The 15,571-nt window shown below is 71.2% G+C and carries 12 protein-coding genes and 2 pseudogenes; 4 read left to right on the top strand and 10 right to left on the bottom strand.

The window, feature by feature from the left end; genetic code table 11:
* The first annotated feature begins 70 nt into the window (after nt 1–70).
* On the top strand, nt 71–1,507 hold the full coding sequence (locus ACZ4NB_RS08565) for an amidase (RefSeq protein WP_467659384.1): 1,437 nt from the start codon (nt 71–73) through the stop codon (nt 1,505–1,507).
* Nucleotides 1,508–1,698: 191 nt separating this feature from the next.
* On the opposite strand, the gene ACZ4NB_RS08560 is transcribed toward ACZ4NB_RS08565, so the two are convergent.
* From ACZ4NB_RS08560 to ACZ4NB_RS08540, 5 genes are all read right to left on the bottom strand, one after another.
* Nucleotides 1,699–2,298 (bottom strand): 2'-5' RNA ligase family protein, encoded by a 600-nt coding sequence (locus tag ACZ4NB_RS08560; protein WP_467659383.1) that lies wholly within the window; start codon nt 2,296–2,298, stop codon nt 1,699–1,701.
* A gap of 256 nt (nt 2,299–2,554) precedes the next feature.
* Complete coding sequence (locus tag ACZ4NB_RS08555) at nt 2,555–4,351, bottom strand: acyl-CoA dehydrogenase (protein WP_467659818.1); 1,797 nt, start codon at nt 4,349–4,351, stop codon at nt 2,555–2,557.
* A gap of 2 nt (nt 4,352–4,353) precedes the next feature.
* The gene (locus ACZ4NB_RS08550) at nt 4,354–4,683 is read right to left on the bottom strand and encodes a YkvA family protein (protein ID WP_467659382.1); all 330 of its coding nucleotides are present in this window, start codon (nt 4,681–4,683) and stop codon (nt 4,354–4,356) included.
* A gap of 113 nt (nt 4,684–4,796) precedes the next feature.
* Nucleotides 4,797–5,105: a Chromate resistance protein ChrB gene (locus tag ACZ4NB_RS08545; RefSeq protein ID WP_467659380.1), complete on the bottom strand. Its 309-nt coding sequence runs from the start codon at nt 5,103–5,105 to the stop codon at nt 4,797–4,799.
* Nucleotides 5,106–5,355: 250 nt separating this feature from the next.
* The gene (locus tag ACZ4NB_RS08540) at nt 5,356–6,012 is read right to left on the bottom strand and encodes a TetR/AcrR family transcriptional regulator (RefSeq protein ID WP_467659816.1); all 657 of its coding nucleotides are present in this window, start codon (nt 6,010–6,012) and stop codon (nt 5,356–5,358) included.
* Between the two features lie 38 nt (nt 6,013–6,050).
* On the opposite strand from ACZ4NB_RS08540, the gene ACZ4NB_RS08535 reads away from it, so the two are divergent.
* On the top strand, nt 6,051–6,326 hold the full coding sequence (locus ACZ4NB_RS08535) for a darcynin family protein (protein ID WP_467659379.1): 276 nt from the start codon (nt 6,051–6,053) through the stop codon (nt 6,324–6,326).
* Between the two features lie 330 nt (nt 6,327–6,656).
* Here ACZ4NB_RS08535 and ACZ4NB_RS08530 read toward each other — a convergent pair whose 3' ends face one another.
* From ACZ4NB_RS08530 to ACZ4NB_RS08515, 4 genes and pseudogenes are all read right to left on the bottom strand, one after another.
* Nucleotides 6,657–7,844 carry a cytochrome P450 gene (locus ACZ4NB_RS08530; protein WP_467659377.1) on the bottom strand — a complete coding sequence of 396 codons (1,188 nt, stop codon included), beginning with the start codon at nt 7,842–7,844 and terminating at the stop codon, nt 6,657–6,659.
* On the bottom strand, nt 7,841–8,554 hold the full coding sequence (locus ACZ4NB_RS08525) for a cyclodityrosine synthase (protein ID WP_467659375.1): 714 nt from the start codon (nt 8,552–8,554) through the stop codon (nt 7,841–7,843). Before ACZ4NB_RS08525 ends, ACZ4NB_RS08530 begins: the two co-directional genes overlap by 4 nt.
* A gap of 207 nt (nt 8,555–8,761) precedes the next feature.
* Complete coding sequence (locus tag ACZ4NB_RS08520; RefSeq protein WP_467659374.1) at nt 8,762–9,961, bottom strand: macrolide family glycosyltransferase; 1,200 nt, start codon at nt 9,959–9,961, stop codon at nt 8,762–8,764.
* A gap of 95 nt (nt 9,962–10,056) precedes the next feature.
* Nucleotides 10,057–10,437, bottom strand: a pseudogene (locus ACZ4NB_RS08515) (SbtR family transcriptional regulator); the annotation flags it as partial.
* Here ACZ4NB_RS08515 and ACZ4NB_RS08510 point away from each other — a divergent pair.
* A pseudogene (locus tag ACZ4NB_RS08510) lies at nt 10,434–10,961 on the top strand (SDR family oxidoreductase); the annotation flags it as partial. The pseudogenes ACZ4NB_RS08515 and ACZ4NB_RS08510 sit on opposite strands and share 4 nt — an antisense overlap.
* Before the next feature lie 4 nt (nt 10,962–10,965).
* Here ACZ4NB_RS08510 and ACZ4NB_RS08505 read toward each other — a convergent pair.
* Nucleotides 10,966–12,237, bottom strand: a complete 1,272-nt coding sequence (locus tag ACZ4NB_RS08505; RefSeq protein ID WP_467659372.1) for an alpha/beta hydrolase family protein — start codon at nt 12,235–12,237, stop codon at nt 10,966–10,968.
* A 995-nt stretch (nt 12,238–13,232) separates the two neighbouring features.
* Here ACZ4NB_RS08505 and ACZ4NB_RS08500 point away from each other — a divergent pair.
* Nucleotides 13,233–15,563, top strand: coding sequence for a HAMP domain-containing protein (locus ACZ4NB_RS08500; RefSeq protein ID WP_467659371.1), 2,331 nt, complete (start codon nt 13,233–13,235; stop codon nt 15,561–15,563).
* Nucleotides 15,564–15,571 lie beyond the last annotated feature (8 nt).

Raw genomic sequence — 15,571 nt, 5'->3', positions numbered from 1 at the left:
TCCCGCAATATACAGTTCTGTATCCAGATACATATCTGTATCTTTGCTGGCCGGAACGGAAGGAGGCCCGATGGGGGCGAACGAACTGTGGCCGCTGGGGGCGACGGAGCTGGCGAAGCGGGTGGCATCCGGTGAGGTGTCCGCGGCGGAGGTCATGGAGGCGCACCTGGAGCGGATCGCCGCGGTGAACCCGCGGGTGAACGCGGTGACCCGGCTGATGGAGGACAGCGCCCGGCAGGCGGCGCGGGAGACCGACCGGCGACGGGCCGCGGGCGGGCGACTGGGCCCGCTGGCCGGGGTGCCGTTCACGGTGAAGGAGAACATCCACGTCGAGGGATCGGCGACCACACACGGTGTGCCGTACTTCCGCGACTGGGTGGCGCAGGCGGACGCGCCCCCGGTGCGGCGGCTGCGTGCGGCCGGGGCGATTCCGATCGGACGCACCAACATGCCCGACCTGGCGATCGCCGGACTGCACACGGTCAGTCAGCTCTTCGGGGACACCGTCAATCCGTGGGACCCGAAGCGCACTCCCGGCGGCACCAGCGGCGGCGACGCGGTCGCGGTGGCCACCGGAATGGCGGCACTGGGGCTGGGCAACGACTCCGGCGGGTCGATCCGCAATCCGGCGACGTTCAACGGCGTCGCGGGGCTGAAGCCGAGCTACGGGCGGTTCCCGGCCGACCACCGGATGAACGACCAGGAGCCCGTCCTGGGCCACCAACTCTTCCCGATGGACGGGCCGTTGGCCCGGTCGGTGGCGGACCTGCGGGCAGCGTACGAGGTGCTCGCGGGGCCGGATCCGCAGGACCCGCGGGCCGTTCCTGCCCCGCTCTACGGGCCGAGGCCGGACGCGCCGGTGCGGGTCGGCGTGGTGACCGACCCCGGCGGCCGGGGCGACGTCCACCCGGACGTGCGCGCGGCGATCGAGGCGGCGGCAGCAGCCCTCAAGGACGCCGGACACCCCGTCGAGGAGGTGGAGATACCGCGACTGCAGGACGCTCTCGACGGCTACGGCGCACTGCTGCGAACCGAGTTCTCCCTGGCCTGGCCCACCCTCAGGCGGCTGCTCACCGACGACAGCGCCCGCCATATCGAGCTGGACATCCAACGCCACCCGGCCGTCGGCCTGGCGGAGTACATCCGACAGACCGGCGTACGCCTCGGCGTCCAGCGCGCGTGGGCCCACCTCTTCGAGCGCTGTCCGCTGCTGCTCGGGCCGGTGTCCACACAGCCGGTACCCGAGCCCGTGGTGCCGCGGACCCCGGAGGAGCGCGACGCGACGTTCACGCCGATGCGGCTGCTGACCGCGTCGACGTACGTGGGCGTACCGGCCGTGGCCGTACCCACCGGAATCGCGTCCGGGCTGCCGCAGGGCGTCCAGATCATGGCCGGTATGTACCGCGAGGACCTGTGCCTGGACGCGGCACAGCGGATCGAGGAGCGCCTCGGCGTACTCACGCCGCTCGATCCGCGTCCGCGGCGGTGCGACGCGGACGAAGGGTAGCGGCGGGGAGTTCCTGGCCCACCCTCAAGCGCCGCATCGGGGCGGCCAGGAACCGGCGCCATCTGGCGAGGAACTCGTCGAGTGCGGAGAGTCCGGGACGGTCTGCCGCCGATACCCCTACCCCGGTGGGACAGCCGACGGAGGGACCACGGCGTCGGTACCTCCGGGGGCGTGATTCGTCCGGGCAGGACCTAGTGCTCAGGCACTCGGCGGATCTCGCCCGTGCCCAGCGTGATCACGGCCCGGGGGCGCATGGGGCCCTCGCCGCGCCGGGAGAGCAGGACCACCTCCTCCACCGGGGCCGACAATGCGCCCAGCCGGGCGGCGCAGGCGGCGGCCAGGGGCCGTGGATGCGGGGTGCGGCCGAGGGAGAGGTGCGGTGTGAAGCGATCGTGGCGTCCACGGCAGAGCGGGAAGCGCTGCCCCAGTTCCCGGTGGAGACGGGTCCACGGTGCCAGGTCCGCGGCGGCCGGATCGAGCCATACCGTCGCGTAGTGCCGGTGCCGGAAGTAGCGAACGCCGACCAGGCGGGCCGTGAACGTCGCGCACTCCGCCGCCCCGGCGGCGAGCAGCGGCACCGCCCGTGCGAACTCCTCCTCCGGTACGAAGCCGAACAGCAGATTCACATGCGGTGGCCACCGCCGTACCTGCGGATCATGCTCCAGGCGGATCTCCTGGATCGCCGGCCACAGCTCCTGCGGCGGCAGCCACGCCACCGCGGTCCGGGCCGTCGGCGCCGCGTCGAGCACGTCCACCGGCTCGGCCCCGTCGAGATCTGGATGCCATCCCACCTTTCCATGGTCCGTGCCGTGCCCGCCTCGCACGAGTCGGCGTGCCCTGCACCGGGGCCACAACGAGGACTCGCGCCGTCGGTCGTGGGGCCGAGGGCGGGCGGCCGCCTCCAGCGTCCAGCGTCCGGCGGAGCGCCTCGGAGCCGCGGGAATCTGTAGAACGAGTGGCATCCCTGCGGACCACTTCACAGCGGGTCAGCCCGGGACACCCATGGCAGAAATCGGGCGTCACCACGGGCTCCGACCGGCCCGCGGATCAGAACCACTCGGGCCGGCAGTCCGCCACGGTGCGGTCCAGGCTGTCGAGCAGGTCGAACTGCGGTCCGGTCCGCGGGAGTTCCACCCGGAAGAAGTACCGGGCCGCCTGCCGCTTGCCCTCGTGGAAGGCGTCCACGCCGTCCCCCAGCGCGAGGAACTGCTCCAGCCAGATCCAGGCCAGCACCACATGCCCGACGGCCTCCAGATAGACAGAGGCGTTGGCCAGCGCGGTCGCGGGGTCCCCGGTCGACCACAGCTTGGCGGTGGTCGCCTCCACGCGGGCCGCGGCCCGCTCCAACCCGGCGGCCAGTTCGGCCGCTTCGCCGCCGGCCGCCGTGGCCCGGGCGGCGGTCGCCGCGAGGGTCTCAAGGAGCAGTTTCAGCCCCGCGCCGCCGTCGAGGACGACCTTGCGGCCGAGCAGGTCCAGCCCGTGGATGCCGTGGGTGCCCTCGTGGATGGGGTTGAGGCGGTTGTCCCGGTAGAACTGCTCGACGTTGTACTCGCGGGTGTAGCCGTAGCCGCCGTGTACCTGGATGGCGAGGTCGTTGGCCGCCAGGCACCACTGCGACGGCCAGCTCTTGGCGAGGGGCGTGAGGACGTCCAGCAGCAGCCGGGCGCGGGCGCGGTCGGGCTCCTGCTCGGCGGTGCGCTCCTCGTCGAGCAGGCGGCTGCAGTACAGGGTGAGGGCGAGGGCGCCCTCCACATAGCTCTTCTGCGCCAGCAGCATCCTGCGCACGTCGGCGTGCTCGATGATCGGGACCTGCGGGGCGTGCGCGTCCTTGCCCGTCAGCGGGCGGCCCTGCGGGCGGGTGCGGGCGTAGTCGAGGGCGTGCAGATAGCCGGTGTAGCCGAGCGCCATGGCGCCCTGGCCGACGCCGATGCGGGCCTCGTTCATCATGTGGAACATGTACGCGAGCCCGTGGTGGGCCTCGCCCACCAGGTAGCCCACCGCTCCCGGCGCGCCGCCCGGGGTGTGGCGGCCCTCGCCGAAGTTGAGCAGGGTGTTGGTGGTGCCGCGGTAGCCCATCTTGTGGTTGAGGCCGGCCGGCACCACATCGTTGCGCTCTCCCGAAGAGCCGTCCGGCTCGACCAGGAACTTGGGCACGACGAAGAGGGAGATGCCCTTCACACCTGCCGGACCGCCGGGGATCTTGGCCAGCACCAGGTGGACGATGTTCTCGCTGAGGTCGTGGTCGCCGCCGGAGATCCACATCTTGGTACCGCTGATCCGGTACGTACCGTCGTCCTGCGGCACCGCCCGGGTGGTGATGTCGGCCAGCGAGGAGCCCGCCTGCGGTTCGGAGAGGCACATGGTGCCGAAGAAGCGGCCCTCGACCATGGGGCGCGCATAGGTCTCGATCTGCTCCTTGCTGCCGTGCGCCTGGAGCAGGTTGGCATTGCCGACCGTCAGGAACGGGTACGCGGCGGTGCTGATGTTGGCGGCCTGGAACCAGGCCGTGCAGGCGTGGGCGACCACGGCGGGCAGCTGCTGTCCGCCGATCTCGTAGTCCATGGCGGCGCCGGTCAGGCCGGCCTCGGCGAAGACCCGCAGCGCCTCCTTGACCTCCGGGATGACGTGCACCCGCTCGCCGTCGAAGCGGGGCTCCTCGGCGTCGCTCTTCTTGTTGTGCGTGGCGAAGTGCCGGGTCGCGATGGCCTCGCTGAGGTCCAGCACCGCGTCGAAGGTGTCCCGGTCGTGGTCGGCGTAGCGGGGGCGGCGGGTCAGCGCCGTGACGTCCAGCCAGTCGTGGAGCAGGAAGTCGAGGTCGCGGCCGGAGAGCAGCAGGGAGTCCATGGTCATGCGTCCGATCGGGGAGGGCGGCGGATAGGGGTGGGGGAGTGGGGAGTTCCGTCGGCGGCCCGCTGGAGTCCGGTCAGCCGGGACAGGGCGGCGAAGCCGTCGTCGGTGCCGGGCCAGTGGGCGCGGACCGCGTCGATCCCGGCCCGTCGTACGACGCTCCGCAGGACGAAGGCGACGATGATGGCGTCGTCGGCATAGCCGATGACGGGCAGGAAGTCGGGGATCAGGTCGATCGGCAGGGCCAGGTAGACCATCAGCAGGCCGAGCCGGACCCGTACGCCCCGCGGCAGGGTCTTGTCGGCGGCCAGGCGGCGCAGCAGCCGCACCAGATCCGGCAGCAGGCGTACGGCCTCGGCGAGCAGGGCACCCTTGGGGCGGATCAGCAGCAGCGCGATCAGCAGGGCCAGCCATGCGGCGAGCAGGCCCGCGCCGATCGCGATCAGGATGTCTCGCTGTCCCGTTCGGCGTTGAACTCGCCGACCAGTTGGGCGAGTTCGGCGTCGTCCGTGATGTCCACCGTCAGCTGGCGGGCGGTGCCGCCGTCGGCCCGCACCGAGGCGAGCAGCCGTGCCACCTGGCGCCGTACCGGTTCGCGATCCGGCAGCAGGCAGACCGACTGCTGGAGGTACAGCGCGCCCAGCGAGCGCAGCTTGCGCCACACCCGCACCCGTGTCGCCGTGGGGGCGTCGGCGGTGCTCACGGACACCAGCAGGAACCGCGCACGGCCCACCGCCGTCTCGGCAGTCATGTAACGACCGTAACATCCGCGGTGAAACGCAGACTGCGGGCCGGATACGAGGACGGTCCGGAGGTGTTGCGGCGCCGCTCGGCGGCTAGGGCCTGTCCGATGGGTCCTGGCCGGGCCCGCGACGCCTGGCACGGCACCTCGCGGCGTTGCCGAATCATCCCGATAGCTCCGCTATCGAGACGCTCCGGCGCCTTGCGATGCACCGCACCAGACGCCGCGGCCTTTCCGACCCCGACCCATCGGACAGGCCCTAGCCGGCCTCGATCCGGGGCTCTCCCAGTGCCGTGAGGATGTCGCGGACGGTGTGGTCGAAGAGCGGTCCGGGGTCGGTCAGGGCGAAGTCGAGGTGGCCGAAGACCTCCACGGCCACGGCTCCGTAGAGGCGGGCCCAGCAGGAGACGAAGACGTAGACGACCTCCAGGGGCACCGGTTCGCCGGAGAGGTGCTCGCGCACCTCCTCCAACTGGGCGGTCCAGGCCGGGTCGAGGCCGGCGGGCGGCTGGATGTTTCCGCGGTGCCACAGCCGGACCATCAGGTCCAGGAGGACGCCGCCGCAGCGCCAGCTGGGGTCGTGCGCGGCTGCTCCGGGTGCGGTGTCGGCGTCCGTGAGCGGTTTGGCGAACAGCAGCCCGAACTCCTGGCGGTGGGCCAGTGCCCAGCGCCGCAGTTCGCCGCACGCCGCAGCCAGTTGGCGCCCCGGTTCGGAGGCGGGATGGCGGTCGCGGGCCGCCGTCAGGGCCGCGGCCAGCTCGTCGTAGAGGGACGAGGTCAGTGCCTGGATCAGGTCCCGGTGGGCGGCGTAGTAGCGGTAGGGGCCGGGCGCCGTCATGCCCATCTCGCGGGCGATGGACCGCAGTGTGACGGCGGCGGGCCCCTCCTCGACGAGCTGGCGCCTGGCGGTCCGCAGGATCTCGGCCAGCGCCTCTTCGCGGACGCGGTGGCGCGATGCGCGCGGCGCATCTGGAGCCGGTCTTCGCCGCCTACGCGGACCGTGTGACGGCCCGTTTCTTCGACGCCGAGGCGTTCACCGGACGGGTCTCGGACTTCGCCGTACTGGAGACCGACGACCTGGGCGCGTACTACTTCCTCGTCGAGGCGCTGCGCGACACCCCCGTCATCAGCGAGGGCTACCTCGCCTTCGCCGACATCTTCCTGGGCGTCGAGGACGGCTTCCAGGCGTACGAGCAGGCCGCTCTGTCGCAGGGGGCCGGGCTCCGATGACAGTGCAGCACGAGGTAGACGAGCGGCGGTGGCCGATGCGGCTGCTGCGCGGACCCGGCTGGCCCGCCGCCGCCAGTGCGGCGCTCTTCATGTAGCGCCCCCGGTACCCGGAGAACCGCACGAGGACCTCCACCACCTCGTAGGGGCGGACGTCACTGCCACAACCTCGAACACGAGGACATGGCGATCATGGCCGAACTCCAGGTCGTCTGAGGCCGGTCGGGGCGCGCCACCCTGCTCCGGCGCCTCCTGGAGGTGCTCCCAGGAGGCGCCGAAACGGGACTGCGGTGCGGGGAGGGGCGCCGGTTCACGCCGGCACCCCTACTGCTCCTACCAGGCGACCGGCAGGCGCTCCGGGATGCGCTTCATAAAGCCGGTGCGCCATACGAGTTGGTCGACGGGAACGGCCAGGTGCAGGCCGGGCAGGCGGGTGGTGAGGACCTCGATCGCGGTCTCGATGTGCTTCTTCCCGAGCGGGACGGCGGGGCAGTAGTGCCCGCCGTATCCGAACGAGAGGTGGGCGGCCGCGTTGGGCCGGTCGATGTCGATGGTGTGCGGGTCGGGGAACACGCTCTCGTCGGTGTTGGCGGCCTCGACCAGGACGAGGACGAGTTCGCCCTTCTTGATCTCCGTGTCACCGAGCCGCAGGTCCTCCATGGCCAGGCGGGGCAGCCCGTCGGCGATGGACAGGTTCACGCGCAGCAGTTCGTCCACGGCGCCCGGTATCCTGCCGGGCTCCGCGCACAACCGCTCCCAGATGTCCGGGTTCTGAAGGAGCGTGAACACGGCCATGGTCAGGGCGCCCATCGTGGAGATGACTCCGGCGCCGAACATGGTGACGCCGACCGTGGCGAGCATCTCGTCGGTGAGGTGCGCATAGTCGGGGTCACCGCGGAGGGCGGCGAGTGCGGCCATGAGCCCGTCGGTGGCGGGGTCGTTGAGCCGCCCGGCCATATAGGCGATGTCCCGGTCCCAGTTCAGGCGCGCTCCGGTGATGGGGCAGGCCGAGTTCATGAACGCGATGTCGAGACTGGAGGCCAGCAGCGGTGCGTCGTCGCGGGGGATGCCGAGGATGTGGCAGTGGAGGTGCTCGGCGTAGGGGTTGGCGAACCGTCCGCGCAGATCGACCGGCGGGCCGTAGTCGAGGATGCCGTCGACCAGGTGGGCGGCGTGGTCGGTCATCCACTCCGTCAGGCCGCCGGCCTTGGGATTGATCGCCTTGAGTACGGCCTTGCGCAGACCGGCGCCGGTGATGTTGCCCATGTTGTTGACCACCTCGGGCGGGATGGTCAGCGCGTACTGCCGGGGCACGCCGGGGGCGGAGGTGTCCTTGAGGCTGAAGCGGGGGTCTTCGAGCACCTGTCTGCACAGCTCGTAGGAGGAGACCAGCCACGCCTCGTCCCCGGCGATCGTGCGCACCCGCGTGACCGGGGTGGCGCGAAGCCGCTCGACCTCCGGGGGAAGACGGTCGCCGCGCGGGGAGAAGGGGAAGTCGATCAGGGTCGGTGCGGTCGTCACTGGTCGCGTCCTTCGGTCATGGTGCCGGCGGGGGTTATCACGGCGTGGCCTTGGTTGCGCGTGGCGCGCAGGCCATGGCCGCGTGAGTAGAGGAGATCGGCCATCGGCAGTGCCTGGTGGTAGCAGTTGAGCGACGAGGGGACGCCCATGATCGCGGGGGTGTCGATGAACAGCGGCGCCTCGGCGCAGATGTAGTCCCGGCAGACCTGGCGCTGACGGTCCGTGGGCTGCTTCCCGTCGAGAACCTTGCTGGTGAGGAACCGGACCACGAGCTGATCGCAGACCTCGCGGAACACCGGGTCGGCGGACAGCCGGTCGTCGAGGCTCTCGCGTATGACCCGATAGGCGGGGATGTCCAGCAGCGCGGACATGGGGCGGCCGCGGAGCCTGGCGCCGTCCGGGTCGAGCGCGGCAACGGCGGCGGTCACCTTGGCCCGTACACCGCGCAGGTTCTTCACGGCCTTGCGCTGGGCCTCGACCGCCGGATATCCGAGTGCCTCGTACATGTCGGCGACATGCAGATCCGTGTAGATCAGATCGACCTGACGGAAGTTCTCCAGTCCCCAGGCGGCGAGGCCGAGGATTCGGTGATGGGTGAAGTAGGAGTTCCCCGGAGAGATGCCGATGACTGCGTGATCACCTTCGTCGGTGATGACCTGGCAGTGCGGGGTGTACGGACGGACGTGGAAAATCTCGGTCGCTGTCGTCAAGAGACGATGCCCCTACGTGCCGCTAGTCCCTGGGAACCCGGTGTTCCCGGTGTGGCGGCGACACCGGAAACCTACCTGATTGTCGGTTCTGAATGATGCCGAACTAGGCGGTAACTCGCAGGTCAGAGCGCCTAGTTGTGTTCATGGGGCGTTCACAAGTACGGCCTGGTGACCGCGAACGAGCCTGTCGCGAACTGTCCGCCCGCCCTAGCGGCCCACTCGCTCCCCTGCCAGCTGCTCCTCGATCAGCTCCACGGCCCGGCGGGTGCCCCCCTCGGTGCGCACCTCGGCCCACAGCCATGCCGAGCGCGCGGCGACCTGCGGATCGCCGATGAGTTCCATCAGGGCGGTCCGCAGCGCCGCCGCGGTGACGTCCGCGGAGTCGATCCGACGGGCGACACCCAGCTCGACGAGCCGGTCGGCGTAGAGGCCCTGCTCGGCCCCGTTCGGTACCGCGATCATCGGCACACCGGCGTACAGGCCCTCACCGCAGCTGCCCATTCCGGTGTGCGTGACCCAGGCGTCCACCTGATCGAGGATCGTCGACGGCGGAACCCACGGCAGCACCTCGAAGTTGGGGGGAATCCGTTCCCCCAGCCGGGCCGAGTCGCCGCCACCGCCGATCTGCAGCACCACATGCCAGCCCGGGAGATCCGCGAAGGCCGCCACACACTGCTGGTGGACCTCCCGCTGCCTGGGGTACGCCGCCGAGCCGCCCAGCGAGACCAGCAGCACCTTCTCCGCACCGGCCGGCCGCATCCAGCCGCCCTGCTCCTCACCGGCGCCGCGGCACGGGCCGACGAACGTCACCGCCTCGGCGTCGACCTGGTCCGCATAGGGCTGCATGGCGCGCGGGATCAAGGCCAACGCACGCCCCGGCCGGCCGATGAACTCCTCGACGTTCGTGGTCACCGCACCGCACTGGGCAAGCCAGGTGGCGAACCGCAGGCGGTGGTCGGGACCTCCGGGCAGCCCGGCGAAGGCCGCATCCATCTCCTCCCGGGCACCGTCCCAGGCCACATGCGCCGGCGACAGCTGGACCGGCTCACGGCCCTGCGCCTCGGCCAGTGCGCGGCCCGCGTACGCACCGATGTCGTAGAGGTAGAGGTCGGCGGGGGCGTCGTCGTAGGCGGCGTGCAGCTGTGGAAGTACGGCCATCGCCTCGTCCAGGAAGAGGGAGGCGGTGGCAATGGGGTCGCGCGGCCAGTCGCCGTCGGCGACCGGCAGAGTGGAGGTCAGGCGGACCAGCTCGGCACCGGTGGGGGTGATCAGCTCGGCGACGTGGTCGGCGTTGGCGTATGTCACGCGATGGCCGCGGGCCACCAGCTCGCGGATGATCTCCAGGCTGGGCAGCACATGGCCGACCGTGGGAGTGCCGATCATGGCGATATGGGCTGGAAGGGGCATATCGGGACTTCCTTCAATAGAGGGCTACAGAAGGGAAACGCCGAGGGCGCGAGAAGGCAACGCGCCGCGCAGTGCCAGAGTCACTTGCCCGGTCTTCATGGACGGGTCTTGAGGCCGTCCAGGGTGAGGTCCAGCAGGCGTTCTGCGCGCTGTCGTCGTGCGGGGCCCGCCGAGGTGAGGGCGATGCCTTCGAGGGCGGCGCCGAGGTCGCCGGGGCTGATGTCGGTACGGATCAGTCCGGCGGCCGTGCATGCGTCCATGAGTGCGGTGAGGGCCGCCCGGATCATTTCCCGGCTGTGACCGTAGGGGTTGCTTCCCGTCGCGGCGATGGCGCGCAGGGCGTCGATCATGCCGTATTTGGCGGTGACGTAGTCCAGGAAGAGGCGCGTCCAAGCGCGCAGGGCTTCGTAGGGCGGCTCCGCCGCAAGCAGCGTGCGGGCCGCATCGCACAGTTGGGCCACCTCGTTGCGGTAGACGCCTGACGGACACGGCGGTCGATCGGTTCGGCCGGCTGGATGTCCTGGTCTCCAACGCCGGCACCATGGCGATCTCGCCGTTCGACGAGCTGCGCCAGGACGACTGGGACGCCATGGTCGCCACCCACATCACCGGCCTGCTGAACGGCATCGGGGCGGCGCTGCCCGTCTTCCGGCGGCAACGCTCCGGCCAGTTCGTCAATGTCGCCTCCACCGCGGCCTACGTCGTGAAGCCTCCTCAGGCCGTCTACGCGGCCACCAAGACGGCGGTGAAGGTGCTGACCGAGGGCCTGCGGCAGGAGTCGGGACCCGACCTGCGTGTCACCCTGGTCTCGCCGGGGTTCACCGACACGGAGGGCGTGGGCAAGGGGGCGAGTGCCGAAGCGGCGGCGGCCGTCATCCGGCAGCGGGACGAGATCGCCATGCCGCCCTCCGCCGTGGCCTCCGCCATCGGTTACGCGATCGAGCAGCCCGACGGCGTCGACATCAGCGAAATCGTCGTCCGACCCACCGTGCAGACCTGACGGCTCAGCGCACGAAGTCGATCTCGGGGTAGTGGCGCGAGGGGCCGTCCAGGAGGCGGCCGCGGTGGTGGCGCAGGTGCTTGTCGAAGAAGGCCGCGAGGTAGGTGCGTTGGACCTCGATGGAGCGATCGGGGTCGATCGTGCCCAGCAGCTGCTGCAGTTGGGCGGGGGTCAGCCGGAACGCGCCCGCTGCCTGGGGGAGCAGGGCCTGGTTGTCGAGGAAGGAGTTGTGCCCGGAGCCGAGCAGCTTCAGGTCGAGCCGCTCTCCGTGCAGGTGGTCCCAGAACCGCGCCCAGCTCCGATCGGTGTTGCGGTTGTGGTTCTGCGAACTGAACAGCAGGAAGGGGCGGTCGAGCCGCTGGGTGACCTCCGACCCGAAGAGCTGGCCGTCCAGGTTCGCGCCGGCGTCGATCCTGGAGTCCTTGTGCATGGCCGCGGGCACCACCGCTCCGCCGAGGGAAGCGCCGAACATCCCGACGCGCTTCATGTTCACCGCTTTGGACAGCCCGTGGGGGAGCGGTTTGCGCTCCACGTCCGGGTTGTGGCCGCGGGCGATCGAGGCCAGCTGGTCGAGGACGAAGCTGCTGTCCGCCGCCCGGACGTCGATCGTGTCGGACGAGTGGGTACCTGCCGGCATGGTGTTCACCTCAAGCCGCCCGCCGGGGAACTCCACTTCGTTGGCGTCGTGGGTGTGGTCGATGGTGACGACCAAATAGCCGCGGCTGGCCAGGTCCTGGGCCAGTGAGGTCCCCATCGCCCGGTCGGAGTGCAGGCCGGTCGAGTACAGCAGCACCGGCAGTTCGCCGGCGTTGCGATCGACCGGCGCGCCGATGTGCCCGGCAGTGGTGGGCAGGGTCACCGAGCCCGGCGGCACCTGCCATTGGGCCAGGTAGTGCGCGGCGGCGGCGGGCTGCAACCAGGGCGCTGCGGGATAGCGGTCGGTGTTCGTGGCCGGGTACCACAGCGTGACCATCAGCTCGCGCGGCTGGAATCCGGGCACATACGGGTCGTCGCGGTGCGCGTCGCGCAAGTGGAGGTCGACCGTTCCGACGCCATGGCGCCCGGTGGGTGCGGGGAGCGTCAACTGGCCTGGGGCAGGCGCAGGATCCATGGCCGCTGCCGTGTCCAGGGACGCCGCCGCGGTCCGGGGTGCGGCGGGAGCCTTCTCCGCGGCGGTGGCCGGCGCGATTCCGGCCCCCAGGGCGACGGCCAGTACTCCTGTGGTGCCGGCGACCCGGGCGCGCAACCGGCTTTGCCGCCGTCGTGCGTGTTTCATGGGCAGCCCCCTCCATGGCAGCGATCGCCATATGCCCGGCGATCGGCTGGCGATCATCGTATAGGCAGTTAGCCGTGGTCGCGCCAACACACCTGAATGTGCGGTGAGTTACCGGCCGGGGTCGGCAATGCGAACACTGCCGGCACGTTCGGAAACGCACGGTGTCGGCTTCGTGTCTCGCGGTATTGCCGGCCATACGGCCGATCCATTCCGTGGACCGGCATGCGCTGGAAGCGGCCCGTCGGCGCTCGTGGAGTATGCCACCGGGTTGATCGACGTCGAGTGCCCAGGGCCGAAGCGTGCGGCGGGAATTGGCCTGGTGTGGCTGGTTGTCGTTGTCACCCCCGGACAACTCCGGATCCTCGTCGGGTCGGTGGAAGCGGTACGGACCAAGCCGGGAGGGGGCTGCCGTGAACGGCATTGCCGCACTTCAGTGCGGTGCGACGGTGGTTGCCGCGGCGTCGGTACCGGCCGGTCGACCGCTGCGCAAGACGTGGCTCATTCGCGCCATCGACGCATGACGGGCATCACATCCAGAATTCCACGGCGGTGCCGAGGATTATCACTGAGCGTTTTTGTTACGCGCCAGTTCGTGATCCCGCGAGTCTCGCCAACCGTCCCTGCGGGTTTACGGATTCTTTGGGAAGGGTGTTTGCGGGGGCTGTCCGTCGGCGACGTCCGAGACTGTGCGTGATGCGGTGAATGCGGACGGAAAGGTACGGTCAATTAGCCCTGTCAGTCGCTGCGTTGGGAATTCCGGCCTGGCGGGATGAGGTCCGCGGTGCATAAGTGGCAGTCACCAAGGGTGAGTTGAGCGGAGTTCCGCATGGCTCGTATTCGGCGGGTCAGTGCGAACGGACTTGTGATTATCCTGTGATCCCAGTATTCCTACTGGTCGAGTTGCCGCACGGCAATCCCCCACATGCCGAGAGGACGCTGCCCTGCACGCCCTTGCCCGTGCGCCCCGCCCGCACCGAACCCGACGCCGTGCCGATATGCCTCTGCTCGGAGGCGTCCGCCCACCGATCGCCGCACTGCTCTGCGTACTGCTGGTGGTCGCCGCGTTCACCGCACTCGGTCTCGGCACCGTTCACGAACAGGACGTTCCGCAGGCCGTACGCGACGCGGAACGCCAGATCGCCGAGGACGCCGCCGACTCGGTCGGGACCTCCGTCAACGCCCGTGCCGCGGCGGTGCGCCGTGCTGCGGCGTCGGCCACGCCCGCCGGCGGCGGTGCTCCGAGAACGCTCCTGCGATCCCTCGTCCCGACCGAGCACCCCGGTCAGGGCGCCGCGCTGCTCGACCCGCGCACCGGCAGGTCGCTGGCGGCCAGCGGTGAAACGGTGCCGCTGACCGGGGTGGACGTGACGTCCCTGGCGCGGCCCGGGACCGCGAACATCGCGCCCCGGTTGGCCTCTTCGGGGACCGCCGAACCGCGGCTGTTGCTCTTCGCCCGCGTGACCGCCCCCGCGCCGGGCGCCAAGAAGGACGAGAACCGCGACCAGGCAGGGGATCTGGCGGGCGATCAGGACCCCGAGGATCGTGAACTCCTGCTGGTCGTCTCGGAGAAGGTCGCCGCCCCGGCGGTGTTCGGAGGCGGCCGCACCGGGCAACTGGTCGACCGGAACGGGCGGGTGGTCGCCGCCGCCACCAACGCCGCCGCGGCGCCGGCGCCCAAGGCCGAGCACCGGTCCGTGTCGGCCGATGCGGCGACCGCCGCGAGCGCCGCCAAAGCCGCTCTGACCACCGGCGACGCCGCCGGCAGCATGCTCGGTGACGGTCCCGACGGCCTGCGCAGGGTCACCGGGTGGGCCTCGCTCGCCGCGATGGACGGCACGGACGACACCTCGGATCTGGGACTGACGATCCTGACGGGAAGGGATGTGGCTCCGGCGAAGGAAGGAGCCGACCACACGTGGTTCGCCGTCATGGCCGCGGGCGCGCTGGTGGTGATCGCCTTGCTGGTCACCGTGGTGCTGTGGGGCACTGTGCAGCGTCCCCTGCTGCGGCTGCACCTGTCCGCCGCCCGGCTGGCCCGCAGCGCCTGCGGCCCGGCCACGGCGCGGCAGCAGTTGGCCCGGCCGGTGCCGCTCGTCGCGTTCGGTGAGATCGGCAGGATCGGCCGGGCGCTGGAGTCGATACGCCGCCAACTGACCGGTGAGACGGGGCCGGAGCCCGCGCGACCGGTGCGGCGCCGGCCAGGTGTCCGGGCCCTGGCCGTCGTCTGCGCGCTGGTGATCGCCGGGTGGGGGGTGCCCCTGCTGTTCCTGCTCAACCGCGCACCCGCCGACAAGGCCGTACCGGCCGTCGCCGTCGCCGACCAGGAGGCCCGCACCGAGGCCGCCGCCGAACGGGTGCGGCGGTCCCTGGACCGGAGCTGCACCGACCTCAAGGCGGTGGCGTCGGCCCTCTCCGGCGCGTCACGGGAGCGGGCGGCGGAGATCCTGCGGCGTGACCGCGCCGACCATCCCACCTACCGGTCGCTGTATGTGCTGGACCGCACCGGTGCCATCGCGCTGCAGGCGGGCAAGGAGCCGCTGCGCACCCTCGACCCCGCACCGGCCGGCGGCGGAATCCGCCAGGTCAACACGTCGGGCAAGGTCCCCGCGATCGCCGCCTACGCGCAGGTCCCGACGGCCAAGAAGGGCGCGAAGGACCCGAAGGACGCCGCACCGGCCGTGGTCGTCGCCGAGATCGGTGTGGACGCGCTGAACGAGCTGGTCGCCCGGCCGGGGCTCGGGAGCGTGTGGCTGACCGACGCGCACCACCGGGTGCTCGCGGCGAGCGTCGGCTTCCAGGCATTCCAGCCCCTGCCCAGTCGCAGTCTCACCCGCCTTGTGACCAGGACCGACACGGCTCCCGGGAGCGCCGGTAGCCCGGCGTCGGCCGTCCTCCACGCGGGGACCGCGACGGGCGGGGGGCAGTCGGTCGCGGCCGCCGCGCCACTGGCACAGACGGGGCCCGCCGCCGGCCTCGGCTGGCGGGTGGTCTCCGCCGAGCCCGCCGCAGCGCTCAAACTGGCGGCGTTCCAGGTCCAGGCGCGCACCATGCTGGCCGGGCTGCTCGCCCTGTCCGCGGGCGTCGCCTGCCTGGGCTGGCTGCACATCGTCGTGGTCAGGCCGCTGCGCGCGCTCACCAGTTGCGCGGAGCGGCTGGCCGGCGGCGACCACCGCACCGTGCTGTACCCGGTCCACCACGACGAATGCGGGTCGGTCACCCGCAGTCTGGAACTGCTCCGGCAGGCGCTGGTGGAGCGGGACCGCGGCCCGGTGGCCGATGTGGCCCGTGTCCCCGCCCCCTCGTCCCCGTCCGGCAGCGCGCCGTAGCAGCGAAG

The organism is Streptomyces sp. NPDC026575, from assembly GCF_055567415.1.
This window is presented reverse-complemented; position numbering and strand designations above follow the sequence as displayed.